Annotated in this window: 20 protein-coding genes; 15 read left to right on the forward strand and 5 right to left on the reverse strand. The window is 60.4% G+C overall.

Annotated elements, in window-relative coordinates; all coding sequences use genetic code 11:
* Positions 1–91 precede the first annotated feature (91 nt).
* Positions 92–904, reverse strand: coding sequence for an exodeoxyribonuclease III (gene xthA / locus KW849_RS16825; protein WP_218430453.1), 813 nt, complete (start codon positions 902–904; stop codon positions 92–94).
* A gap of 246 nt (positions 905–1,150) precedes the next feature.
* Between xthA and KW849_RS16830 the strand changes: the two genes are divergently transcribed.
* The 7 genes from KW849_RS16830 to KW849_RS16860 all read left to right on the forward strand — a co-directional run bounded on the left by KW849_RS16830 (position 1,151) and on the right by KW849_RS16860 (position 12,381).
* The gene (locus KW849_RS16830) at positions 1,151–1,801 is read left to right on the forward strand and encodes an N-acetyltransferase (protein ID WP_218430454.1); all 651 of its coding nucleotides are present in this window, start codon (positions 1,151–1,153) and stop codon (positions 1,799–1,801) included.
* A 65-nt stretch (positions 1,802–1,866) separates the two neighbouring features.
* Positions 1,867–3,594: an autotransporter assembly complex family protein gene (locus KW849_RS16835; protein WP_218430455.1), complete on the forward strand. Its 1,728-nt coding sequence runs from the start codon at positions 1,867–1,869 to the stop codon at positions 3,592–3,594.
* On the forward strand, positions 3,591–7,262 hold the full coding sequence (locus tag KW849_RS16840) for a translocation/assembly module TamB domain-containing protein (protein WP_218430456.1): 3,672 nt from the start codon (positions 3,591–3,593) through the stop codon (positions 7,260–7,262). The genes KW849_RS16835 and KW849_RS16840 overlap by 4 nt, the downstream gene beginning before the upstream one ends.
* A 212-nt stretch (positions 7,263–7,474) precedes the next feature.
* Positions 7,475–7,948, forward strand: a complete 474-nt coding sequence (locus tag KW849_RS16845) for a MarR family winged helix-turn-helix transcriptional regulator (protein ID WP_218430457.1) — start codon at positions 7,475–7,477, stop codon at positions 7,946–7,948.
* Entirely contained in the window at positions 7,945–9,405 is a 1,461-nt protein-coding gene (locus KW849_RS16850; protein ID WP_218430458.1) for an efflux transporter outer membrane subunit, read from the forward strand. The genes KW849_RS16845 and KW849_RS16850 overlap by 4 nt, the downstream gene beginning before the upstream one ends.
* Positions 9,406–9,428: 23 nt before the next feature.
* A complete protein-coding gene (locus KW849_RS16855) occupies positions 9,429–10,631 on the forward strand; it encodes an efflux RND transporter periplasmic adaptor subunit (protein WP_218430459.1) in 1,203 nt (400 codons plus the stop codon).
* 217 nt (positions 10,632–10,848) lie between these two features.
* The gene (locus KW849_RS16860) at positions 10,849–12,381 is read left to right on the forward strand and encodes a DHA2 family efflux MFS transporter permease subunit (protein ID WP_218430460.1); all 1,533 of its coding nucleotides are present in this window, start codon (positions 10,849–10,851) and stop codon (positions 12,379–12,381) included.
* 96 nt (positions 12,382–12,477) lie between these two features.
* Here the strand turns inward: KW849_RS16860 and lpxH are convergent, their stop codons facing one another.
* Both lpxH and KW849_RS16870 read right to left on the reverse strand, forming a co-directional pair.
* Positions 12,478–13,230 (reverse strand): UDP-2,3-diacylglucosamine diphosphatase, encoded by a 753-nt coding sequence (gene lpxH / locus KW849_RS16865; RefSeq protein WP_218430461.1) that lies wholly within the window; start codon positions 13,228–13,230, stop codon positions 12,478–12,480.
* Entirely contained in the window at positions 13,227–13,730 is a 504-nt protein-coding gene (locus KW849_RS16870) for a peptidylprolyl isomerase (RefSeq protein ID WP_218430462.1), read from the reverse strand. Before KW849_RS16870 ends, lpxH begins: the two co-directional genes overlap by 4 nt.
* A gap of 252 nt (positions 13,731–13,982) precedes the next feature.
* Between KW849_RS16870 and KW849_RS16875 the strand changes: the two genes are divergently transcribed.
* Together KW849_RS16875 and cysS are read left to right on the forward strand one after the other, a co-directional pair.
* Positions 13,983–15,680 carry a glutamine--tRNA ligase/YqeY domain fusion protein gene (locus KW849_RS16875; protein ID WP_218430463.1) on the forward strand — a complete coding sequence of 566 codons (1,698 nt, stop codon included), beginning with the start codon at positions 13,983–13,985 and terminating at the stop codon, positions 15,678–15,680.
* 14 nt (positions 15,681–15,694) lie between these two features.
* Positions 15,695–17,077, forward strand: a complete 1,383-nt coding sequence (cysS, locus tag KW849_RS16880; protein ID WP_218430464.1) for a cysteine--tRNA ligase — start codon at positions 15,695–15,697, stop codon at positions 17,075–17,077.
* A gap of 150 nt (positions 17,078–17,227) precedes the next feature.
* Here cysS and KW849_RS16885 read toward each other — a convergent pair whose 3' ends face one another.
* Positions 17,228–19,084 (reverse strand): sigma-54-dependent Fis family transcriptional regulator, encoded by a 1,857-nt coding sequence (locus KW849_RS16885; protein WP_218430465.1) that lies wholly within the window; start codon positions 19,082–19,084, stop codon positions 17,228–17,230.
* A 362-nt stretch (positions 19,085–19,446) separates the two neighbouring features.
* Between KW849_RS16885 and KW849_RS16890 the strand changes: the two genes are divergently transcribed.
* From KW849_RS16890 to KW849_RS16915, 6 genes are read left to right on the forward strand one after another with little or no spacing between them, the layout of a single operon-like run.
* Positions 19,447–20,541: an ABC transporter ATP-binding protein gene (locus KW849_RS16890; RefSeq protein WP_108219067.1), complete on the forward strand. Its 1,095-nt coding sequence runs from the start codon at positions 19,447–19,449 to the stop codon at positions 20,539–20,541.
* Positions 20,541–21,656, forward strand: a complete 1,116-nt coding sequence (locus KW849_RS16895; RefSeq protein ID WP_218430466.1) for an ABC transporter ATP-binding protein — start codon at positions 20,541–20,543, stop codon at positions 21,654–21,656. The genes KW849_RS16890 and KW849_RS16895 overlap by 1 nt, the downstream gene beginning before the upstream one ends.
* Positions 21,653–22,519, forward strand: a complete 867-nt coding sequence (locus KW849_RS16900; RefSeq protein ID WP_108219065.1) for a carbohydrate ABC transporter permease — start codon at positions 21,653–21,655, stop codon at positions 22,517–22,519. Before KW849_RS16895 ends, KW849_RS16900 begins: the two co-directional genes overlap by 4 nt.
* Positions 22,520–22,528: 9 nt before the next feature.
* Entirely contained in the window at positions 22,529–23,329 is an 801-nt protein-coding gene (locus tag KW849_RS16905) for a carbohydrate ABC transporter permease (RefSeq protein WP_108219064.1), read from the forward strand.
* Positions 23,330–23,339: 10 nt separating this feature from the next.
* A complete protein-coding gene (locus KW849_RS16910) occupies positions 23,340–23,612 on the forward strand; it encodes a DUF2160 domain-containing protein (RefSeq protein WP_218430467.1) in 273 nt (90 codons plus the stop codon).
* Between the two features lie 47 nt (positions 23,613–23,659).
* Entirely contained in the window at positions 23,660–25,402 is a 1,743-nt protein-coding gene (locus KW849_RS16915; RefSeq protein WP_218430468.1) for an ABC transporter substrate-binding protein, read from the forward strand.
* Positions 25,403–25,585: 183 nt separating this feature from the next.
* On the opposite strand, the gene KW849_RS16920 is transcribed toward KW849_RS16915, so the two are convergent.
* Positions 25,586–25,771, reverse strand: coding sequence for a hypothetical protein (locus KW849_RS16920; protein WP_218430469.1), 186 nt, complete (start codon positions 25,769–25,771; stop codon positions 25,586–25,588).
* Positions 25,772–25,894: the final 123 nt, after the last annotated feature.

Below are 25,894 nucleotides of genomic sequence, written 5' to 3' on the forward strand. Positions count from 1 at the left end.
GTTTCCAAAAAATGACAGCTAAAAGATCGCAGCCTGCGGCAGCTCCTACAGGTATAGGTAGGAGCTGCCGCAGGCTGCGATCTTGTGCTTTTTAGCTCAACTCAAGCCAGATCGGCGCATGGTCCGAAGGTTTTTCCATGCCGCGCAGTTCGTAGTCCACCCCTGCGGCCTTCACCCGTGGCAGCAAGCCCTGGGAGGCGAGGATCAGGTCGATGCGCAGGCCACGCTTGGGTTCGTCTTCGAAGCCACGGCTGCGGTAGTCGAACCAGCTGAAGGTGTCGGTGACGTCCGGGTTCAGGTGACGGAAACTGTCGACCAGGCCCCAGTTCTTCAAGCGGGCCATCCACTCGCGCTCTTCCGGCAGGAAGCTGCATTTGCCGGTTTTCAGCCAGCGCTTCATGTTGTCCGGGCCGATGCCGATGTCGCAGTCTTCCGGGGAAATGTTCACATCGCCCATCACCACCAGTGGCTGGTCGTTCTCGAACTGGCTTTCCAGCAGTTGCTGCAAGTCGCTGTAGAAGCGTTCCTTGGCCGGGAATTTGGTCGGGTGGTCGCGGTTTTCGCCCTGTGGGAAATAACCGTTCATGATGGTCACCGGCACACCATTGGCGTCGGCGAAGGTGCCCCAGATGAAGCGGCGTTGGGCGTCTTCTTCGTCGGTGGCGAAACCTTTATGCAGGGCCAGCGGCTCCTGGCGCGAGAGCAGGGCGACGCCGTAGTGGCCTTTTTGCCCGTGGAAATACACGTGATAACCCAGGGCCTGCACCTCGGCCAGCGGGAATTGATCGTCGTGGACCTTGGTTTCCTGCAAGCCGATCACATCGGGCTGGTGCTTTTCGATCAGCGCCGCCAACTGATGGGGGCGGGCGCGCAGCCCGTTGATGTTGAAGGAAACGATCTTCATGGCCGGCAGTCCTGGCAAAAGGGCGATGCTAGCTGACATGTGGGAATCGGGCCAGTGTGGGGTGAGGGTATTCGGTTTTGTCAGTCAGTTGTGTATGGGCAGTGATGGCCCCTTCGGGCGGCGTTCCGACGAAGGCAATTTCATTGCCTACACTGATTGCGGATCTGTAAGGAACTGTGTCAGCGTCGATCAGCTCGTAACAACAAGCGTGCAGCCACCCGAGCTGTGCCGGGGAGATCAACCGTCATGCCCGAAACCTCGACCGCCATCGCCGATATTCACATGCTCGACAGCGGCTACGCCCACGAAGCGCGTTCGCTGCTGTACCAGGCTTATCGACACGAGCCGACTTTCGGCTATTTGTTCGAAGCCGAACGCCCCGGTTACGAACACCGGGTTCGCGCCACCGTGCGCGAACTGGTGACCCAGCATTTTCTCCAGGACCTGCCGGCCATCGGCCTGCTGGTCAACGACCGCCTGATCGGCATCGCCCTGATCGCACCGCCGCAACGTCGTCTCGGTGTCACCGAAAGTTGGGCCTGGCGCCTGCGCATGGTGCTCAGCACGGGATTTCGCTGCACCCGTCGCTACCTCGAATACCACGCTGCCGTGGAGGCCTGTGTGCCGAACGACTCGGTGCACGTCCTGCCGTTGCTGGGGGTGCATCCGCAATTCCAGGGCAAACATTTCGGTGAGCAGTTGTTGCAGGCCGTGCACAACTGGTGCGCGGTGGATGAAAACTCACAGGGCGTGATTCTCGACACCGGGAATCCTCGCTATCTGGAGTTCTATAAGCGTCAAGGCTACGAGGAAATCGGTGAGGTCGCCGTAGGACCGATCCGCGAGCACGTGTTTTTTCACCCCAATCCCCAGGTGTTACATACTGCAACGGCTTGAGCGGCGAACTTTCCGGGTCTGTCAGGCTCTATCACGCTCTCAAGCTCGTGATAGCATCCGCGCCTATGAAGTTTCCAGGAAGAATTACCAGCGGTGTGCTGATGCTGATGACCAGCTGCACGGCGCTGGCTCAAAGTGAATTGGATGTACGGATCAAGCCGTCCAATGATGAGTTGAAGGCCAATATAGAGGGCTATATCGGCAGCCTCGGCGATCGCGACGAGCAGGCATTGCTGCGCTTCAGCCGCGGCGCCGAAGAACAGGCGCACAAGGCCGCCCAGGCCTTGGGCTACTACCAGCCGCACATCGACAGCGAGGTGAAGGGTGGCGACACGCCGCGCCTGGTGCTGACGGTCGACCCCGGCGAGCCGGTGCACTTGCGTAACGTCACGGTGCGTGTCGACGGTCCGGCAGCCTCCCTCAAGTCCTTTCGAGTCCCCAAAAGCGACGCGCTCAAGCCCGGCGCTGTGCTCAATCATGGCCATTACGAGGACGCCAAGCGCCTGATCCAGAATCAGGCTTCGCGCTATGGCTTTTTCAGCGGCCGCTTCACCCGCTCAAAATTGTCGGTCGACCCGCGTGCCGGCGTCGCCGATATCGAACTGATCTATGAAAGTGGCCCGCGCTATACCTTGGGCAAGGTCAATTTCGAGGGTGATACGCCGTTCGACGACGAGCTGCTGCAACGCATGGTGCCATTCAAGGCCGGCGAGCCGTATGACTCGGAATTGATCGCCGAACTCAATCAGAACCTGCAATCGAGCGGCTACTTCGAAGGCGTGCGCGTGGACGCGGCACCCAAGGCGTCCAGGGACGATGCGATCCCGGTGGACGTCAAGCTCGAAACCCGCAAGCCGCGGACCATGGGCCTTGGCCTGGGGTTCTCCACAGACGTCGGCCCACGTGCCAAGGCCAACTGGACCCGACACTGGGTCAACGCCCAAGGGCACAGTTATGGCTGGGAAACCGAAGTCTCGGCGCCGCGGCAAAACGTCGGGCTGTTCTACGACATTCCACTGGACCCGCCACTGACCGACAAACTGCGTTTTGCCGGCGGCTATCAGAATGAGGACATCGCGGGCACCGACACCCACAGTAAGCTGCTGACCCTCGGCCCCGAGTGGCACAGCAAATTGCCCAGCGGCTGGCAACGGGTGGTGTCGCTGAAGTGGCAGCGCGAGGATTACCAACTTGGCGATGACTCCGGGCTCAGTAACCTGCTGATGCCCGGCGTGAATTATTCATACCTGAAAAGCGACAACCGCATCGACCCGCATAACGGCTATCGGCTGCAATTCGAATCCAGAGTGGCCAAGGAAGGTTTGGGTTCCGACAGCAACCTGCTCTACGGCACGGCGCTGGTCAAAGGCTTGACCACGGTGTTCGACAACCATCGTTTCCTCGGAAGGGTGCAGGTCGGCGGCAGTGCCACCAACGGCTTCAAATCGGTACCGCCATCGCTGCGCTTCTTCGCCGGTGGCGATCAGAGCGTGCGCGGTTACGACTATCAGAGCCTGTCCCCGGAAAACTCCGACGGCGACCGCATCGGTGGTCGCTACATGGTCGCCGCCAGCGCGGAATATCAGTATTCCGTCGCCGAAAAATGGCGGATCGCGACCTTTGTCGATCAGGGCAACGCCTTCAATACACTCGAACTGCCGAACCTCAAGACCGGGGTCGGTATCGGCGTGCGCTGGGTTTCGCCGGTGGGGCCGATTCGCCTCGACCTGGCCCACGCGCTGGACGACGATGGCGGCATTCGACTGCACTTTTCCATGGGGCCTGAGCTGTGAAGCGTGGTTTGAAAGTAACGTTGCTGGCGATAGCGGCGCTGTTGATGCTGGTTGTCCTGACGCTGGCCACAGTGTTGGGCACAGCGACGGGCAGCCGCTGGGCGTTGGGCTTCGTACCAGGTTTGACCCTGGACAACTTCCAGGGCCGGCTGGGCGGGCAGTGGAGTGCCGATCGGGTGTTGTGGCAACAGGCCAACAATCGGGTTGAGCTGAGCAAGGTGATTTTTGCCTGGTCGCCGTTGTGCCTGTCCCGCAGGGCCTTGTGCATCGAGCAATTGCAGGCCGATCAGGTCAGCCTGACGTTCCCGCCCGGTGCCGAAGAGCCAGACAGCGGCCCGATCACGCTCCCGGAGCTCAGGTTACCGTTGGCCCTGGAACTGGGGGAGATCAAGGTCGGCAGCCTGTTGTTCAACGGCAGCGAAGCGCTCAAGGGCTTGCAACTGGCGGCGCACTGGACGGCGGCCGGTTTGAGGATCGATTCGGTGGCGTTGCAGCGCGATGACCTGAGCCTGAACCTGTTCGGCCTGCTGCAACCCTCCGGTAACTGGCCCCTCAGTGCCGAAGGCAAGCTGACCCTGTTGTCGACGCCTGAGCCATTGGCGCTGGCGCTGAAAGTCGACGGCGACCTGCTCAAGACTCTGAATCTGAAAGCCGACAGCAGCGGTTACCTCAATGGGCAACTGAGCGGCGAACTGCAACCGCTGGTGGAAAACCTGCCGGCCAAGGTGCGGATCACCGCCGATGGCTTCAAGCCCGGTGCCGATCTGCCGGACACCCTGCAACTCAATCAGCTTGAGCTCACGGGGGCTGGCGACTTGATGAACGGCTACGCGCTGCTCGGCAAAGCCACGCTGCCCGCCGAGCAAGGGCCAGTCGCCCTGGCGCTGCAAGGCAAGGTCGACGCCAGGGGCGCACAGATCGCCGCGCTGGACCTGACCGCCAACGACAAGCAAAGCCTCAAGCTCACAGGGCAGCTGGATTGGAGCGAGGGCTTGAGCGCTGAGGCGAAGATCGACTGGCTGGACTTTCCGTGGCACAGGCTTTATCCGCTCATCGACGAACCGCAAGTAGCGCTTCGCACGTTCACCGGCGAAATCTCCTACACCGACGGCAAGTACCTTGGTCATTTCGCCGCGGCGGCAGATGGTCCGGCCGGCGCCTTCACCCTGGCCAGCCCTTTCGCCGGCGACCTGACGAAAATCTACCTGCAACAGATTCAACTCCAGGCCGGGCAGGGCAAGGCTGAAGGGCACCTGAACCTGCAATTCACCGACGGCATTGCCTGGGACACCGCGCTGGACCTATCGGCAATCAACCCTGCGTACTGGGTCGCGGAGCTACCGGGTACGCTGGCCGGGCCGTTGCGCAGCCAGGGCGAGATGAAGAACGAAGTACTCAGCCTCAATGCCGACCTGGACCTCAAGGGCAAACTACGCGGTCAACCGGCAGTGATCCAGGCCAAAGCCGATGGCCGTGGCGAGCAATGGAACCTCAATGCCCTGCAAGTTCGTCTCGGCGATAACAGCATCACTGGCAAAGGCAGCCTGCAACAGAAACTCGCCGGCCAGATCGATCTCAAGCTGCCACGCCTGGCCCAGCTCTGGCCACAGCTGCGCGGCCAGCTCAATGGCCACGTGGATGTCGCCGGCACGCTCAAGGCGCCCCAAGGCAAGCTTGACCTGCAAGGCTCGCAACTGGCTTTCCAGGACAGTCGCCTGCAAAGCCTGAACCTGGACGCCACGCTGGACAGTGCGCAACGGGCGAAAATCGATCTCAAGGGCAGTGGCATCCGGGCCGGTGACACCTCGCTGGGAACGTTGACCGCCAGCGGTCAGGGCGACATCAAAAACCAGAAGCTGAGCCTCGATCTGCAAGGGCCGAAGCTGAAACTGGCGCTGGGTCTGGACGGTGCGCTGGACAAGGGCAATTGGCGCGGACGCCTGGCCAGCGGTGATATCCAGGCCGGTGGCCAGGACTGGAAGCTGCAAGGGCCGGCGAAACTCGAACGCCTGGCGGACGGCAAAATCAATTTTGGCGCCCATTGCTGGGCATCCGGCCAGGCTAGCCTGTGTGGAGAAGACTCGCGCCTGATGCCCGAGCCGAAGCTGCGTTATCGCCTCAAGCAGTTTCCGATCGACAGCCTTGCGCAATGGTTGCCGAAGGATTTCGCCTGGCAGGGCCGCCTCAACGCCGACCTGCAACTGGACCTGCCGGCCAGTGGCCCGAACGGCCAGATCAGCGTCGATGCCGGCGGGGGCACGTTGCGCATCAAGGACAAGGACCAGTGGCTGGACTTCCCCTACCAGACCCTGAAACTCACCAGCAAACTCACGCCCAAGCGCATCGACAGCGAGCTCAATTTCGTCGGTGGCAAACTCGGTGAGCTGATGGTGCAGGCGCAACTCAATCCGTTGCCGAAGAACAAACCGTTGAGCGGCTCGTTCCGCTTGAGCGGGCTGGACCTGTCGGTGGCGCGGCCGTTTGTGCCAATGGTCGAAAAGCTGGCCGGGCGCCTCAATGGCAGTGGCACGATTTCCGGTGGGCTGTTGGCGCCACAGGTCAATGGCAGCCTGCAACTCAGCGACGGCGTGATTGCCGGACCTGAACTGCCGATGGAGCTGCAAAACCTGCACGTTCAAGCGCTGATCGCCGGCGAAAACGTATCGATCAATGGTGGCTGGAACAGCGGCAAGGTTGGGCAGGGCAGCCTGAACGGCAACATCGCCTGGGGTCAAGCGCTGGTGGTGGACCTGGCGCTCAAGGGCTCGCAGTTACCGGTCACCGTCGAGCCTTACGCCAAGCTTGAGGTCGCACCGGATCTGAAAATCTCGATGAAGGATGGCGAATTGGCCATCGCCGGCAAAGTGCTGGTGCCCAAGGGCGAAATCACCATTCGCGAATTGCCGCCGTCGACGGTCAAGGTCTCCAATGACACGGTGATCGTCGGTCAGCAAACCGATGAGGGCAAGCCGCCGCTGGCGATGAAGATGGACATCGAAGTGCTGGTCGGCGAGGACAAGTTGAGCTTCGCCGGGTTTGGCTTGACCGCGAATGTGCAGGGGCATGTGCACATCGGTGACGACATGGACACCCGTGGCGAGCTGTGGCTGAACGATGGCCGATACCGCGCCTACGGCCAGCGGCTTTCGGTGCGCCGGGCACGCTTGCTGTTTGCCGGGCCCATCGATCAGCCATACCTGGACATCGAGGCCATTCGCAAGACCGACGATATCATCGCCGGCATTCGCCTGAGTGGCAGCGCCGAGCAGCCGACCACACAGATCTTTTCCGAACCGGCCATGAGCCAGGAGCAGGCCTTGTCCTATCTGGTACTCGGGCGTCCGCTGAGCAGCAATGGCGAGGACAACAACATGCTCGCCCAGGCGGCCCTCGGTCTGGGCTTGATGGGCAGTTCCGGAGTGACCAGTGGCCTGGCCAAGAACCTGGGCATCCAGGACTTCCAGCTCGACACCCAGGGCAGCGGTACTGCCACCAGTGTGGTGGCCAGCGGCAATATTTCCGAGAAGCTCAGCCTGCGCTACGGCGTCGGTGTGTTCGAACCGGCCAACACCATTGCCTTGCGCTACAAGCTGAGCAAGAAGGTCTACCTCGAAGCCGCGGGTGGCGTGGCCAGTTCGCTGGACATCTTCTACAAGCGGGATTTCTAGGCCCGCCTGAATCAAAAGATCGCAGCCTTTGGCAGCTCCTACGGGTGTACATAAAACCCTGTAGGAGCTGCCGAAGGCTGCGATCTTTTTGCATTGTCCGACACCATTGGTCAACTACTTACCAAGCCTGCTAACTATTTCGTTGACATTCGCTGCCTAGGCAGTAACATCTCGACATACATTCACTGCCTAGGCAGCTAACTGGTGGTCAGATGAAGCATTTCTCTCCAGACGATTTCCACAATTGCCATCTCGGCCTGCTGCTCGGACGTGCTGCGTTGCTCAAGGACCGGATCATCGACACTCACATGGAACCCCACGGCATCACTGCCGCGCAGTTCAAGGTGTTGATCATCATGGCCCAGTTCGGCGTCGATTCGCCGGGCGAGTTGTGCCGCCACTTGTCCCTGGACAGCGGCTCGATGACGCGCATGCTCGATCGCCTGGAACAGAAAGGTTTCCTTGCGCGTCAACGCTCCGAGGCGGACCGCCGTCAGGTGCAGCTTGTACTCACGGAAGAAGGGCAGAAGCTCGCCGGGCTGTTGCCGCACATCGGCGCCGAAGCCATGAATGAACTGGCCGGCGCCATCACTCCAGAAGAATTGAAAACCCTGGAGCTGATCCTGAAGAAAATTCTGGTGGCAGCCGGTGACGCGATCACCCTGCTGCGGGTAGGTGACAAGTGAGCAGTAACCCCTTGCGTACCGGCCTGAGTCTGGTGTTGTTGGCCATGAGCCTGGCCGGTTGCGCCAGTTACAGCGGCTTGAAAACCCAGGGCGTCAACCTCGATGCGAAGAGCCTCGAGGCCGGGCAATCCCTTGGCGGCGTGACCCTGTCGCCAGCCGCCTGGCCGAAAAGCGACTGGTGGAAAAGCCTCGGCGACCCGCAACTCGACGGCCTGATCCGCGAGGCCCTGCGTGACAGTCCGGACATGCAGATCGCCGACGCCCGTGCCCATCAGGCCAGCGCTGCCGCTTCCGCAGCCGACGCCGAGCGGATGCCGACCCTGGATGCCAGCGCCGGTGTCAGCCGCTCGCGCCTGGCCCGGGACCAGGACCCGCGCGGGCAGGGTGATGCGTACGCCACCATTCGCAACATCAGCACCCGTTTCAATTACAACTTCGACCTGTGGGGCGGTCAGCGCGATGCCTGGGAAGCGGCCCTCGGCCAGGCCCGAGCCGCCGAAGTCGACCAGCAGGCTGCGCAACTGACCCTGGCCGCCGATGTCGCCCGGGCCTACAGCGATCTGGGGCAGGCGCACATCGTCTATGACCTGTCCAGCGAAGACCTCAAGCGCACCCGACAAATGCTCGAGCTGAGCCAGCGGCGCCTGACTGCCGGGATCGACAGCCAATACCAGTTCCAGCAGACCGAAAGCCTGGAAGCCACTTCCCAGGCCAACCTGATCGACGCCGAAAAACGCCTGAACAGCACGAAAATCGCGCTTGCGGTGCTGCTCGGCAAAGGCCCGGACCGTGGCAATGAAATTGCCCGTCCAAACATTCTTCAGCCGAGTGCGGTAGCGCTACCTTCAGTGCTGCCGGCCGAGTTGCTCGGGCGTCGCCCGGACCTGGTGGCCGCGCGCTGGCGGGTCGAGGCGGCGAGCAAAAACATCGATGCCGGCAAGACCCGGTTCTATCCCAACCTGAACCTCAGCGCCGCTGCCGGTGCTGAATCCCTGTTGGGCGATGCGATGTTTGGTTCGGCCAGCCGTTTCTTCAACATTGCACCGACGATCTCGGTGCCGATCTTCGACGGTGGCCGCCTGCGCGCCGACCTCGATTCGAGCGACGCCGATTACGACCTCGCCGTGGCGCAGTACAACAAAAGTCTGGTCAAGGCGCTGGGGGATGTCAGTGACAGTATCAACCAGTTGCGCGATATCGGCCGGCAGATCGCTGCCCAGCAGCACGCCACCGACATCGCCCAGGATTCCTACAACACCGTGGTCCAGCGTTACGGTTCCGGCATCGGCAACTACCTGGACGTGCTCAGCATCGAGCAGCAACTGCTCCAGGCCCAGCGTCAGTTGGCCAACCTGAATGCCGAGCAGATTGACCTGTCGATCCAGTTGATGCAGGCGCTGGGCGGCGGTTTCCAGCCTGAGGCCATCGCCTCGGCCAACGCCCCCCAGCCACGTTGACCCACTAATTCAAGGTATTTGTCATGGCCACTGCCGATACAACTCAACCGCTTGAAATCACCCAGGGCAACCCCAATTCGGGCAAGCGCAAATTCATGCTGTTGGTACTGGCTGCCGCCGTCGCGCTCAGCGGCGCAGGCGTCTGGGCCTACCACGAGTTTTACGGGCGCTGGAGCGAAAGCACCGACGACGCCTACGTGAACGGCAACGTGGTGGAAATCACGCCACTGGTCACCGGCACCGTGGTCAGCATCGGCGCTGATGATGGCGATCTGGTCCATGAGGGCCAGGTGCTGGTGAATTTCGACCCGAACGATGCCGAAATCGGTCTGCAAAACGCCCAGGCCAATCTGGCCCGCACCGTGCGTCAGGTGCGTGGCTTGTACAGCGATGTAGATGGCATGAAAGCCCAGGTCAACGCCCAGAAAGCCGAAGTGCAAAAGGCCCAGGACAATTTCAACCGACGCAAGAACCTCGCCGCTGGCGGGGCGATTTCCCAGGAAGAGCTGTCCCACGCCCGCGACGACCTGACCTCGGCGCAAAACGCCCTGGCCAACGCCGAACAAAAGCTCAAGACCACCAGCGCGCTGGTCGATGACACCGTGGTTTCGTCGCACCCGGACGTGATGGCCGCCGCCGCACAACTGCGTCAGGCCTACCTGAACAATGCCCGCAGCACCTTGATCGCACCGGTGACCGGATACGTGGCCAAACGTACCGTACAGCTTGGCCAGCGCGTGCAACCGGGTACCGCGCTGATGGCGGTGATTCCGCTGGATCAGCTGTGGATTGACGCCAACTTCAAGGAAACCCAGCTGCGTGACATGCGTATCGGTCAGCCGGTGGAGATCGAAACCGACCTCTACGGCAGCGACGTGAAGTACAGCGGCACCATCGACAGCCTCGGCGCCGGGACCGGCAGCGCATTTGCCTTGCTGCCGGCGCAGAACGCCACCGGCAACTGGATCAAGATCGTGCAGCGCGTGCCGGTGCGGATCCACGTCAACGCCGAAGAACTGGCCAGGCACCCGTTGCGGGTGGGCCTGTCGACCATGGTCGATGTGAACCTGCGCGACCAGAGCGGTCCGGTGCTGGCGCAACAGCCGCCGCAGAAAGCTTCGTTCAGCACCAACGTCTACGACCGTCAGTTGGCTGAGGCCGACGCGATGATCACCCAGCTGATCCACGACAACAGCGCCGCGGTCAGCAAGACCGTGCAACGCTGATTTGCCAATCCGTCATCACTTCGACCTCTGTGGGAGCGACCTGTGGCGAGGGGGCTTGCCCCCGTTTGAGTGCGCAGCACTCACAAGATCTTCGATACATCGGAAATTTTGGGGCTGCTTCGCAGCCCAACGGGGGCAAGCCCCCTCGCCACAGCTCCCACAGGGTCAGTTGCGCCGGTAACAGGCGCAGTGTCAATCAGGTTTCAAAGGATTCGCGATGAGCAATAACGCGTCTTTCACACCGCCCAGCCTGTTGCTCAGCACCATCGGCCTGTCGCTGGCGACCTTCATGCAAGTGCTCGACACCACCATCGCCAACGTGGCGTTGCCGACGATCTCCGGCAACCTGGGCGTGAGTTCGGAGCAGGGCACCTGGGTCATCACCTCGTTCGCCGTGAGCAACGCCATCGCCTTGCCGTTGACCGGTTGGCTCAGTCGCCGTTTTGGCGAGGTGAAGCTGTTTGTCTGGGCGACACTGCTGTTCGTGCTGGCCTCGTTTTTGTGCGGGATTTCCACCTCAATGGCTGAGCTGGTGGGCTTCCGGGTGCTGCAAGGGGTGGTGGCGGGGCCGCTGTACCCGATGACCCAGACCCTGCTGATTGCAGTTTACCCCCCGGCGAAACGTGGGATGGCACTGGCACTGCTGGCAATGGTCACGGTGGTCGCGCCGATTGCCGGGCCAATCCTTGGCGGCTGGATCACCGACAGCTACAGCTGGCCGTGGATTTTCTTCATCAACGTGCCGATCGGCCTGTTCGCGGCATGGGTGGTGACCCAGCAGATGAAAAAGCGCCCGGTGGTCACCAGCCGCCAACCGATGGATTACGTGGGTTTGATCGCGCTGATCATCGGCGTCGGCGCGTTGCAGATCGTGCTCGACAAGGGCAACGACGCCGACTGGTTCGAATCGAGCTTCATCATTGTCGGTTCGGTGATTTCGGTGGTGGCCCTGGCGTTCTTCGTGATCTGGGAAATGACCGACGAACACCCGGTGGTCAACCTGCGCCTGTTCGCCCATCGCAACTTCCGCTACGGCACCATCGTGTTGATTCTGGGGTATGCCGGGTTCTTCGGGATCAACCTGATCCTGCCGCAGTGGCTGCAGACACGCTTGGGCTACACCGCGACCTGGGCCGGTTTTGCCGTGGCACCGCTGGGGATCCTGCCGGTGCTGCTGTCGCCGTTTGTCGGCAAGTACGCGCCGCGATTCGACATGCGCGTGCTGGCGGGCGGGGCGTTCCTGGCCATCGGCCTGAGCTGTTTCATGCGCGCAGGCTTCACCAATGAAGTGGACTTCCAGCACATCGCCATGGTGCAACTGTTCATGGGGATTGGCGTGGCGCTGTTCTTCATGCCGACCCTGACCATCCTGCTCTCGGACCTGCCACCGAGCCAGATCGCCGACGGTTCGGGGCTGGCGACGTTCTTGAGGACCCTGGGCGGTAGTTTCGCGGCGTCGCTGACCACCTGGATCTGGATTCGTCGTGCCGATCAGCATCACGCCTACCTGACTGAAAGCATCACCCCGTTCGATCCGGCGACTCGCGAAGCGCTGACCCATCTGGGCGGGGCAGGGGCCAAGGCCTACACGCAGCTGGAGCAGACGGTGATCAGCCAGGCGTACATCATGTCCACGGTGGATTACTTCACCTTGCTGGGCTGGATGTTCATGGGGCTGATCCTGATCGTGTGGCTGGCCAAGCCGCCGTTTACGGCAAAGGCCGGGCCTGCGGCCTCGGCTGGACACTAACTCTGTAGGGGCTGGCTTGCCAGCGAAGGGGGCGTATCTGATACACCGCGTCGTCTGGTTCGCCGGCAAGCCGGCTCCTACAGGTGCGCGATGAGGCTACGGGTGGGGAAGCGCAGGCGTCGGCGGCGGGGCGAAATCAAAGGGCGCCAGCGCAAACCCTTGCTCATCCACCTGCAACGCCCAACCCTGACGATCCCAATCCCCCAGCACAATGCGCCTGGCCGCTTGCTCGCCAAGCTGCAGCTTATGAATCGCGGGACGGTGGGTATGCCCGTGGATCAAGGTCTTCACGCCGTATTGCTGCATGATCCGCGGAATTTCCAAGGGCGTGACATCGACAATGTCATTGGCCTTCATCCGCGTTTGCGCACGGCTTTCACTGCGCAGCTTGCGCGCCAGTTTATGCCGGGTGCTCAGCGGTAAGTGCCGCAGGATGAACAGGGTGATCGGGTTGCGCAGGTAGCGACGCAGCTTCATATAGGCTTCGTCACGGGTGCAGAGGCTGTCGCCGTGCATCAGCAGCACCGGCTCGCCGTTGAGTTGCACGACACTCGGATCTTTCAACAAGGTGCAGCCGGCCTGTTTGCAGAACGCCTTGCCGAGCAGGAAGTCGCGATTGCCGTGCATCAGAAAAATGGCCGTGCCGCTGTCGCTGAGGTCGCGCAGGGCCTGGCAGATGGAACGCTGGAAGGGTGTCATGGCGTCGTCGCCAATCCACACCTCGAAGAAGTCGCCCAGAATGTACAACGCACTCGCCGAGCGGGCGCGTCCGGCGAGCAAATCCAGAAACGCCCGGGTAATGTCCGGGCGCTCCTCTTCCAGATGCAAGTCTGAAATCAGCAATATCACTCAATGATCTCGGCTTTCTCGATGATCACGTCGTCTGCTGGTACGTCCTGGTGGCCGGCCTTGGAAGTGGTCGAAACGCCTTTGATCTTGTCAACAACGTCAGTGCCGGCGGTCACTTTACCGAATACCGCGTAGCCCCAGCCCTGAACGTTCTTGCCGCTGTGGTTGAGGAAGCTGTTGTCCGCCACGTTGATGAAGAACTGCGCGGAAGCCGAATGCGGTTCCATGGTGCGGGCCATGGCGACGGTGTACTTGTCGTTGGAAAGGCCGTTGTCCGCTTCGTTCTGGATGCTTGGACGCTTGTCTTTCTTTTCTTTCATGCCTGGCTCGAAACCGCCGCCCTGGATCATGAAGTTACCGATGACGCGGTGGAAAACGGTGTTTTCGTAGTGACCGGCTTTGACGTATTCGACGAAGTTGGCCACGGTGATCGGGGCTTTATCGGCGTTCAGTTCGAGGACGATGTCGCCGAAGTTGGTAGTCAGTTTGACTTGGGTCATGATCGTTACTCTTTATAAGGAATTCGTGGTGTTGGAACCTCATGTCCCGCCACCGGTTCAGCCTGTTTTGGCCAAGGTGCGCAGTTTAGCCTGCCAGACGCGAATTTCGAGGCTGTTTTTTCATTTGCGGCCTATTAAATGCGACGGTTTACAGAGTGCGCTCTGTCAGGTACTTGACGGCATCGGCTATGATAGCGGCTTTGTTTTGTCCGGCCTTCATTACGGCCACGCACTTGTACGTTCAAGGATCCTATGAGCAAGCCCACTGTCGACCCTACCTCGAATGCCAAGACCGGCCCTGCCGTGCCGGTCAACTTCCTGCGGCCGATCATCCAGGCAGACCTGGACTCGGGCAAGCACACGCAGATCGTCACCCGTTTCCCGCCTGAACCCAACGGCTACCTGCACATCGGTCACGCCAAGTCGATCTGTGTGAACTTCGGCCTGGCCCAGGAGTTCGGCGGCGTCACGCACCTGCGTTTCGACGACACCAACCCGGCCAAGGAAGACCAGGAATACATCGACGCGATCGAAAGCGACGTGAAATGGCTGGGCTTCGAGTGGTCCGGTGAAGTGCGCTACGCCTCGCAGTATTTCGACCAGTTGCATGACTGGGCGGTGGAGCTGATCAAGGCCGGCAAGGCCTATGTTGACGACCTGACCCCTGAACAAGCCAAGGAATACCGTGGCAGCCTGACCGAGCCGGGCAAGAACAGTCCGTTCCGCGACCGCTCGGTTGAAGAGAACCTCGACCTGTTCGCCCGCATGAAGGCCGGCGAGTTCAAGGACGGCGCACGCGTGCTGCGGGCCAAGATCGACATGGCCTCGCCGAACATGAACCTGCGCGACCCGATCATGTACCGCATCCGACATGCCCATCACCACCAGACCGGTGACAAGTGGTGCATTTACCCGAACTACGACTTCACCCACGGTCAGTCGGACGCCATCGAAGGCATTACCCACTCGATCTGCACCCTGGAGTTCGAAAGCCATCGTCCGCTGTACGACTGGTTCCTCGATAACCTGCCAGTGCCGGCGCACCCGCGCCAGTACGAGTTCAGCCGCCTGAACCTGAACTACACCATCACCAGCAAGCGCAAGCTCAAGCAGCTTGTGGACGAAGGTCACGTCAATGGCTGGGACGACCCGCGCATGTCCACGCTGTCGGGCTTCCGCCGCCGTGGCTACACGCCGAAATCGATCCGCAACTTCTGCGAAATGATCGGCACCAACCGTTCCGACGGCGTGGTGGACTTCGGCATGCTCGAATTCAGCATCCGCGACGACCTCGACCAGAGCGCCCCGCGCGCCATGTGCGTGCTGCGTCCGCTGAAAGTCGTGATCACCAACTACCCGGAAGGCCCGGTCGAGAACCTCGAACTGCCGTGCCATCCGAAAGAAGACATGGGCATGCGCGTTCTGCCGTTCGCCCGTGAGATCTACATCGACCGTGAAGACTTCATGGAAGAGCCGCCAAAAGGCTACAAACGCCTGGAGCCGAACGGCGAAGTGCGTCTGCGCGGCAGCTACGTGATCCGTGCCGACGAAGCGATCAAGGACGCCGACGGCAATATCGTCGAACTGCGCTGCTCGTACGATCCGGACACCCTGGGCAAGAACCCTGAAGGCCGCAAGGTCAAAGGTGTGGTCCACTGGGTGCCGGCCGCGGCCAGCGTCGAGTGCGAAGTGCGTCTGTACGATCGTCTGTTCCGTTCTGCGAACCCGGAAAAAGCCGAAGACAGTGCCAGTTTCCTGGACAACATCAACCCTGACTCGCTGCAAGTTCTCACTGGTTGTCGTGCTGAACCCTCGCTGGGCAATGCACAGCCGGAAGACCGTTTCCAGTTCGAGCGCGAAGGTTACTTCGTCGCGGATATCAAGGACTCGAAACCAGGTCAGCCGGTATTCAACCGTACCGTGACCTTGCGTGATTCGTGGGGCCAGTGATTCAAGGATTAAACGTGCTTACGATCTACAACACGCTCACCAAGAGCAAAGAAGTCTTCAAGCCGCTCGATGGCAACAAGGTGCGCATGTACGTGTGCGGCATGACCGTGTACGACTACTGCCACCTGGGCCACGGCCGCAGCATGGTCGCGTTCGACCTGGTGACGCGCTGGTTGCGCTTCAGCGGCTACGACCTGACCTACGTGCGCAACATCACTGACATCGACGACAAGATCATCAATCGTGCCCGCGAGAACGGCGAGTCGTTCGAAGCGCTGACCGAGCGCATGATCGCGGCGATGCACGAAGATGAAGCGCGCCTGAACATCAAGAAGCCGGACATGGAGCCGCGTGCCACCGATCATATCCCGGGCATGCACGCGATGATCCAGACCCTGATCGACAAGGGCTACGCCTATGCCCCGGGCAATGGCGACGTGTACTACCGCGTCGGCAAGTTCATGGGCTACGGCAAGCTGTCGCGCAAGAAGATCGAAGACCTGCGCATCGGCGCACGGATCGAAGTCGACGAGTCCAAGCAGGATCCGCTGGACTTCGTATTGTGGAAAGCCGCAAAACCGGGCGAGCCGAGTTGGGAATCACCATGGGGCGCCGGGCGTCCGGGCTGGCACATCGAGTGCTCGGTGATGTCGACCTGCTGCCTCGGCGAGACTTTCGACATTCATGGCGGCGGCAGCGACCTCGAGTTCCCGCACCACGAAAACGAAATCGCCCAGAGCGAAGCGGCCACCGGCAAGACTTACGCCAACGCGTGGATGCATTGCGGCATGATCCGCATCAATGGCGAGAAGATGTCCAAGTCCTTGAACAACTTCTTCACCATCCGCGACGTGCTCGACAAGTACCACCCGGAAGTCGTGCGTTACCTGCTGGTGTCGAGCCACTACCGCAGCGCCATCAACTACTCGGAAGACAACCTCAAGGACGCCAAGGGCGCTCTGGAGCGTTTCTACCACGCGTTGAAAGGCCTGCCGAACGTGGCGCCTGCTGGCGGCGAAGCTTTCGTCGAGCGTTTCACCACGGTGATGAACGACGACTTCGGTACGCCGGAAGCCTGCGCGGTGCTGTTCGAGATGGTTCGCGAGATCAACCGCCTGCGCGAGAGCGATCTGGATGCAGCGGCCGGTCTGGCAGCGCGCTTGAAGGAACTGGCGAGCGTGCTGGGTGTATTGCAGCTTGAAGCCGATGACTTCCTGCAGGCCGGTGCCGAAGGGCGTGTGGATGCAGCCGAAGTCGAGGCGCTGATCGCTGCGCGCCTGGCAGCACGTGCCGGCAAGGACTGGGCCGAATCCGACCGAATCCGCGATCAGCTCACCGCCATGGGCGTGGTGCTGGAAGACGGGAAGGGCGGGACGACTTGGCGTCTGGCTGACTGATAGCAGCTGTATTGGCTACAAAACAAAACCCGCCTTGTGCGGGTTTTTGTTTTTTTACAATCAAAAGATCGCAGCCTGCGGCAGCTCCTACACTGGGATTGCATACACCCTGTAGGAGCTGCCGCAGGCTGCGATCTTTTGATCTGGCTTTTAACCCTCCGACTGACGCAACCGCTTGTACAGGGTATTGCGACTAACCCCCAACCGCCGCGCCAGATGGGAAATATTCCCCCCCGCTGCCTGCAACTGCCGATTCAAATCCTCGGCATCATTCAGATCCACGGCCAACGGTTCCGGCGAGTCGACCGGCTCCATCTCCAGATCAACAAAAAAATCCTCCGGCAAATGCTCCGGCCGCACCGGTTGCTCCTCGGCCATGGCCAACGCCACCTGCATCACACTGCTGACCTGGCGCAAATTCCCCGGCCACGGGTGGCGGTCGAACAACTCCAATACCTCGCGGCTCAGTCCAGCCCATTGGCTGGGTTCGCGGTGCTGTTCCCACAGGCGTTTGAACAGTGCCTCTTTATCGCTGCGCTCTCTTAACGGCGGCAATTCCAGGGTCAGGCCGCCGATGCGGTAATACAGGTCTTCACGAAACCGCCCCAGTTGTACCTGTTCGCGCAAGGAGCGGTTGGTCGCGGAAATGATGCGGATATCCACCGGGAACAACTCGCTGCTGCCCACCGGCTGCACGCAACGCTCCTGCAACACCCGCAACAGTCGGGCCTGGGTCGGCAGCGGCATGTCACCGATTTCGTCGAGGAACAGCGTGCCTTTGTCGGCCTTGCGGATCAGGCCGATGCTGCCTTTCTGGTTGGCCCCGGTGAACGCGCCTTTCTCATAACCGAACAGCTCAGATTCCACCAGTTCGGCGGGGATCGCTGCACAGTTGACGGCGATGAGCGCTTGTTTGCTGCGCGAGCTGGCGTGGTGCAGGGCCTTGACGAAGACTTCCTTGCCGACTCCGGTTTCGCCGTGGATCAACAGCGGGATGTCTTTTTCCAGCAGGCGTTCGGCCTGGCGCACGGCTTTTTCCACGCGACTGTCGCCGAAGTGCAGGGTGTTGAGGTCGATCGCCGCTGGTGTCGGGTTTGCCGTGGCAGGTTCGGCGCTCTTGTTTTCTGAAAAAAGCCGCGGCTGGATCGGAACCTGCTTCGGCCTTTTCAGCAGGCACTGGAAGCGATTGCGTCCAGAGGTTTGCAGGGCGAAGGGCAGACCTTCGGGTTGATTCAACAATTCCAGCAACGAGACCTTGAACAGGCTTTCGACACTGACCCGCGACAGGCTGATGCCCAGCAGATTGTCGGCCCGGCGATTGGCCGACAGCACCTGGCCCGTCTCATCGAAGATCAGCAAGCCGGCCCACTGACTGTCGAAATTGTTCAGTCCGGTATTGAACGTCAACTGGAAATGCTGGCCATGGAACAGGTTGAGGATCAGCCGGTTTTCCACGGTCTGGCTCATCATCTTGACCATGCCCAGGGTGTGGGAGGGCGGCAGGTAGCTGTCACTGGACACGTCCAGCACCGCGATCACCTTGCGTTCGGCATCGAAAATCGGCGCGGCGGAGCCGGTCATGAAGCGGTTGGCCTTGAGGAAATGTTCATCGTGCTCGATGTGCACCGCTTGTTCACAGGCCAGGGCGGTGCCAATGGCGTTGGTGCCGCTGCAGCGTTCCATCCAGCTGGCGCCGGCGCTGAAGCCCCGGGCCAGTTTGGGTTCGATAAAGCGCTGCGTTCCCCACGACGTGAGCACCTGGCCCTGATGGTCGGCGAGCATGATCAGGCAATTGGAATTGCTCAGGATGTTCTCGTAGTAGGGCAGCACTTCCTGGTGGGTGGTTTGCACCAGTGAATGTTGGCTCTCCAGCAATTGCGCAATGCCCGCTGCCGGCAACTGATCGAATACCGGCGCGCTCTGATGACTGAGGCCGAACGCGCGGCAACGGGACCAGGAGTCCTGGATGATGGCGTCGTGGGACAGCGGCAATGCGGGTGCGGCCATGGCAGTCGATCTCTGAATCAGCATTCTTATTGTTTTTATGGGTAACGCCGATCCCGGTAGGAGCTGCCGCAGGCTGCGATCTTTTGATCTTGTTTTTGAACAGCAAGATCAAAAGATCGCAGCCTGCGGCAGCTCCTACAGGGGGGCGTGAACAGTCCGTAGAGTGTTGTTCACTATTGTTCACTGTCAATGGGTGAACTGTTCAATTGTTCATTTCAGATTGTTCATTTGTGTTCAGCAACGAACGTCGATTGACTATGCTTTTCAATAATTTCAAGTTAAATCAACAGCTTGTGATTTCTGGCATGTTTGTCGCTTTAGAGCTCTGGTCGCTTGACTCCAAATAATAAAAAGGCCGAGCCATGTCACTCACCCTGGAGCACGTCAGCCGTACCGTCGAGGGCCAGATCTGGATCGACGATGCCAACCTGAGTTTTGAACCCGGTTCCTTCAACGTTTTGCTGGGTCGCACCTTGTCCGGCAAAACCAGCCTGATGCGCTTGATGGCCGGTCTGGACAAGCCCGACAGCGGCCGCATCCTGATGAACGGCGTCGATGTCACCCAGCGCCCGGTGCGCCTGCGTAACGTGTCGATGGTCTATCAGCAGTTCATCAACTATCCGACGATGACCGTCTTCGAGAACATCGCCTCGCCGCTGCGCCAGGCCGGTGTATCCAGCGAGCTGATCCAGAGCAAGGTGCTGGAAACCGCGAAGATGCTGCGCATCGAGAAATTCCTCCAGCGCCATCCCCTCGAACTCTCCGGCGGCCAGCAACAGCGCACGGCGATGGCCCGGGCGCTGGTCAAGGACGCCGAGCTGATCCTGTTCGACGAGCCACTGGTCAACCTCGACTACAAGTTGCGCGAAGAGCTGCGCCAGGAAATGCGCGAGCTGTTCAAGGCGCGCCACACCATTGCCATCTACGCCACCACCGAACCCAATGAAGCCCTGGCTCTGGGCGGTACCACGACCATTCTTCATGAAGGCCGGGTGATCCAGAGCGGCCAGTCCTCGTCGGTTTATCACCAACCGCAATCGGTGCTGGCGGCCGAGCTGTTCTCCGAGCCGCCGATCAATTTGATGCCGGGGCGCATTGCCGGCAACGAAGTCAGTTTCGCCAATTTCGTGCACTTCCCGCTGAACGTCGATCTGCGCCCGGTGGGCGAGGGCGAGTTCCGCTTCGGCGTGCGGCCCAGCCATATCTCGCTGGTACCGAGCAATGATGATGATCTTGAGCTGGCGGTGACCGTCGAGGTGGCCGAGATCAGCGGTTCGGAAACCTTCCTGCACGTGCGCAACGAGCATTTCCTGCTGGTGCTGCACTTGCCGGGTGTCCACGAATACGATGTCGATGCGCCGATCCGCATCTACATCCCGACCCATAAACTGTTTGTGTTCGATACGCAGGGGCGCCTGGTCCAGGCGCCGGGCCGGCGTGTCACGAGGGTTGCCTGATGGCCGAAATCCGTTTGCAGAACCTGGCCCACAGCTACACCAAGACCCCGGCCGGACCTGAGGACTACGCGATCCGCGAGATGGATCACATCTGGGAGCAGGGCGGCGCTTACGCGTTGCTCGGTCCATCGGGCTGCGGCAAATCAACCTTGCTCAACATCATTTCCGGGCTGCTCAGCCCGTCCCAGGGCCATGTGCTGTTCGACGGCAAAGCGGTCAACAACCTGACCCCGGAGAAGCGCAACATCGCCCAGGTTTTCCAGTTTCCGGTGGTCTACGACACCATGACGGTGTTCGACAACCTGGCCTTCCCGTTGCGCAATCAAGGCATGGTGGAAGCGAAAATTTACAGTAAAGTGCAAGAAATCGCTGAAGTCCTCGACCTCCAGGCACTGCTGTACAAGAAAGCTCGCAACCTCACCGCCGACGAAAAACAGAAAGTCTCCATGGGCCGCGGGCTGGTGCGCGATGACGTGTCGGCGATCCTCTTCGACGAGCCGCTGACGGTGATCGACCCGCACCTGAAGTGGAAGCTGCGACGCAAGCTCAAGCAGATTCATGAGCAGTTCAACATCACCATGGTCTACGTCACCCACGATCAGCTGGAGGCCTCGACCTTCGCCGACAAGATTGCGGTGATGTACGGCGGGCAGATCGTGCAGTTCGGCACGCCGCGGGAGTTGTTCGAGCGCCCGAGCCACACCTTTGTCGGCTACTTCATTGGCAGTCCGGGGATGAACCTGATCGAGGTGCAGCCGCAACCGGGTGGTGTCGGTTTCGCCTCGACGCACTTGCCGCTGTCCGAGGCGATGCAGCAGCGTATTGCTGAATCGGAATGGAAAACCCTGAAAGTCGGCATTCGACCGGAGTTCGTCCATGTGTGGGACGAAGCCTTTGATGACGCGCAGCGGGCAAAGGTCGTACACGTCGAAGACCTGGGCACTTACAAGATCATGAGCCTCGACCTCGATGGTGCGCCCCTGAAAGTGCGCCTGGCCGAAGACAAACCGGTGCCGCAGGGCACGGCCTACATCAGTTTTCCGGCGCAATGGCTGATGGTCTATGCCGACGAATTCCTCCTGGAAACCCAAGCCAACATTGAGGGGCAGCCATGAACAAAGTGCAGAACAACAAGGCCTGGTGGCTGGTGCTGCCGGTGTTCCTGCTGGTGGCGTTCAGTGCGGTGGTCCCGATGATGACCGTGGTCAACTATTCGGTGCAGGACATCTTCGACCAGTCCAGCCGCTATTTCGTCGGCGCCGACTGGTACAAGCAAGTGCTGCTCGACCCGAGGCTGCACGACTCGTTGCTGCGTCAGTTCATCTATTCCGCCTGTGTGCTACTGATCGAAATTCCGCTGGGCATCGCCATTGCCCTGACCATGCCGACCAAGGGCCGCTGGTCTTCGGTGGTGTTGATCGTGCTGGCGATCCCGTTGCTGATCCCGTGGAACGTGGTCGGCACCATCTGGCAGATCTTCGGCCGCGCCGATATCGGTCTGCTGGGGGCGAGTCTCAAGGCCATGGGCATCAGCTACAACTATGCGGCGAACACCATGGACGCCTGGGTCACGGTGCTGATCATGGACGTCTGGCACTGGACCTCGCTGGTGGCGCTGCTGTGCTTCTCCGGGTTGCGGGCGATTCCCGACGTGTATTACCAGGCGGCGCGGATCGACCGTGCCTCGGCCTGGGCGGTGTTCCGGCATATCCAGTTGCCCAAGCTCAAGAGTGTATTGCTGATCGCGGTGATGCTGCGCTTCATGGACAGTTTCATGATCTACACCGAACCGTTCGTACTCACGGGCGGCGGTCCTGGCAATGCCACGACCTTCCTCAGTCAGACCTTGACCCAGATGGCTGTAGGGCAATTCGACCTGGGGCCGGCAGCGGCCTTCTCGCTGGTGTACTTCCTGATCATCCTGTTGGTGTCCTGGCTGTTCTACACCGCCATGACTCATTCCGACGCCAACCGCTGAGGCCCGGCCATGAGCAAGAGAAAGCTTATTCCGCTGCTGATCTACATCCTGTTCCTGCTGGTGCCGATCTACTGGCTGCTGAACATGTCCTTCAAGAGCAACACCGAAATCCTCGGCGGCCTGACGCTTTTCCCACAGGATTTCACCTTGGCCAACTACAAGGTGATCTTCACCGATCCGAGCTGGTACACCGGCTACATCAACTCGGCGTACTACGTGAGCCTGAACACAATCATTTCCCTGACCGTGGCGCTACCGGCGGCCTATGCTTTCTCGCGCTATCGCTTTCTGGGTGACAAGCACCTGTTCTTCTGGCTGCTGACCAACCGTATGGCGCCACCGGCGGTGTTCCTGTTGCCGTTCTTCCAGCTGTATTCCTCAATCGGGCTGTTCGACACCCACATCGCCGTGGCCTTGGCCCACTGCCTGTTCAACGTGCCGCTGGCCGTTTGGATTCTCGAAGGCTTCATGTCCGGCGTGCCCAAGGAAATCGACGAAACCGCCTACATCGATGGCTACAGTTTTCCCAAGTTCTTCGTGAAGATTTTCATCCCGCTGATTGGCTCCGGCATTGGCGTCACGGCGTTCTTCTGCTTCATGTTTTCCTGGGTCGAACTGCTGCTGGCGCGAACCCTCACTTCGGTGAACGCCAAACCGATCGCCGCGGTGATGACCCGCACGGTCTCGGCATCCGGTATCGACTGGGGCGTGCTGGCGGCGGCGGGGGTGTTGACCATCCTGCCGGGCATGCTAGTGATCTGGTTCGTGCGCAACCATGTGGCCAAGGGCTTTGCCCTGGGCCGGGTATGAGGAACTGATGATGGAATGGATGAGCTGGACCACCCCCACGGCGGCATTCTTCAGCGTGATTGCCCTGATCCTGGTGGTCATGACCACCTGGGAATTGCGTTCGCCGAGCATCCTTCGGCGTGGTTTTCTGCCGATTGCCACCACCCGTGGCGATCGCTTGTTTATCGGTCTTCTCGGCAGCGCCTACCTGCACTTGCTGGTAATCGGCGTCACCGACTGGAGCATCTGGGTCGCCTTCGCGTTGTCCCTGGTGTGGCTGTTGGCTGTGATGCGTTGGGGCTAGTCGAATCGCTCGGCAATGTTGCTCCGAAACTTAAACAGGAGGTCTCTATGTTCGACAAAAACAATAAGCTGCGACATAGCATTTCATTGGCAGCCATGCTGGCACTCAGCGGTTTGAGCGCTTCGGCCTGGGCCGATGCCTACGAAGATGCCGCGAAGAAATGGATCGGCAGTGAATTCAAGCCGTCCACACTCACGGCCGAACAACAACTGGAAGAGCTGAAGTGGTTCATCAAGGCGGCGGAGCCATTTCGCGGGATGAACATCAAGGTGGTGTCGGAAACCATCGCCACCCACGAATACGAGTCCAAGGTGCTGGCCAAGGCTTTCACCGAGATCACCGGGATCAAGCTGACCCACGACCTGCTGCAGGAAGGCGACGTGGTGGAAAAACTGCAGACCGTGATGCAATCGGACAAGAGTATCTATGACGGCTGGGTCAACGATTCGGACCTGATCGGCACGCACTTTCGCTACGGCAAGACCGAATCGATCACCGACCTGATGGCCAATGAAGGCAAGGACTTCACCTCGCCGACCCTGGACATCAAGGATTTCATCGGTATTTCCTTCACCACCGCACCGGACGGCAAGATCTATCAACTGCCTGACCAGCAGTTCGCCAACCTCTACTGGTTCCGCGCCGACTGGTTCGAGCGTCCGGAGCTGAAAGCCAGGTTCAAGGAAAAGTACGGCTACGAGCTCGGCGTGCCGGTGAACTGGTCAGCCTATGAAGACATCGCCAAATTCTTCAGCGAAGACGTCAAGGAAATCGACGGCAAACGCGTCTACGGGCACATGGACTACGGCAAGAAAGACCCGTCCCTGGGCTGGCGCTTCACCGATGCCTGGTTCTCCATGGCCGGTGGCGGCGACAAGGGCATCCCCAACGGCTTGCCGGTGGACGAGTGGGGCATCCGCGTCGAGGACTGCCATCCGGTGGGTTCCAGCGTGACCCGCGGCGGCGACACCAACGGGCCGGCGGCGGTGTTCGCCACCACCAAGTATGTGGACTGGATGAAAAAGTACGCGCCACCGGAAGCGGCTGGCATGACCTTCTCCGAATCAGGTCCCGTGCCCTCCCAGGGCAACATCGCCCAGCAGATCTTCTGGTACACCGCGTTCACTGCCGACATGACCAAACCGGGTCTGGCGGTGATGAATGCCGACGGCACGCCGAAATGGCGCATGGCGCCTTCGCCGCGTGGGCCGTATTGGGAAGAAGGCATGAAGCTGGGGTATCAGGACGTGGGTTCCTGGACCTTCATGAAGTCCACGCCTGAGAAGCAAAAACTCGCGGCCTGGCTGTATGCGCAGTTCGTGACCTCGAAAACCGTTTCGCTGAAGAAAACCATCGTCGGCCTGACCCCAATCCGCGAGTCGGACATCAACTCGCAAGCCATGACCGACCTGGCGCCGAAACTCGGTGGCCTGGTGGAGTTTTACCGCAGCCCTGCCCGCGTGCAATGGACCCCGACCGGGACCAACGTGCCTGATTATCCACGCCTGGCGCAGTTGTGGTGGAGCCACATCGCCGAAGCCGCCAGCGGCGAGAAAACCCCGCAACAGGCACTTGATGGCTTGGCCAAGGATCAGGACGCAATCATGACCCGTCTGGAACGCTCGAAGGCACAAGCCACCTGCGCGCCGAAAATGAACCCTGAGCGTGATGCACAATACTGGTTCGACCAGCCGGGCGCCCCGAAGCCGAAACTGGCGAACGAGAAGCCTAAGGGCGAGACCGTGAGCTATGCCGAACTGCTGAAATCGTGGGAGGCGGCGCGTAAGTAAGTTGGTTGTATTGTGAAAGGCGAACGGCACCGGAAGGTGCCGTTTTCATTTGTGCCTGATCCACCGCTTCCGGGCGGCGGTCTGACGAAGAGGCCATGCCAGACGGCCAGCTTTTCCAGCCGAAAAAACATCTGTCAGAAACGCTGATCGCTGAGCTGGCTAACCGCTTATGGAACAGAGATCTTATTCGTGGGTGCCTTCGAAATCATCATGTGTGTCATCAGGCAGAGGCGCGTCGAAGTCTTCGGGAAGCACCAATTTAACTTTCATCGCTCCTATACGTTGGTGACAGGGTTCAGCATCACTCAGACGCTCAGTAGCCAACGCATCAAAGTCTTCTACGGGTTCGGAAAAGCTGTCACGGTTCATTTTCGTTCTCGCATTAATATCGTCATCCAGCAGCTTGAGGCACAACCTTTAGATGTCAGAGCTCCAAGCACCATTGGCGGGGTACAAACTAGTCCGCTAATGGTGCGTTGTGCCTGAAAGTCG

This window comes from Pseudomonas sp. PDM26, assembly GCF_019219185.1.
GTDB lineage: Bacteria > Pseudomonadota > Gammaproteobacteria > Pseudomonadales > Pseudomonadaceae > Aquipseudomonas.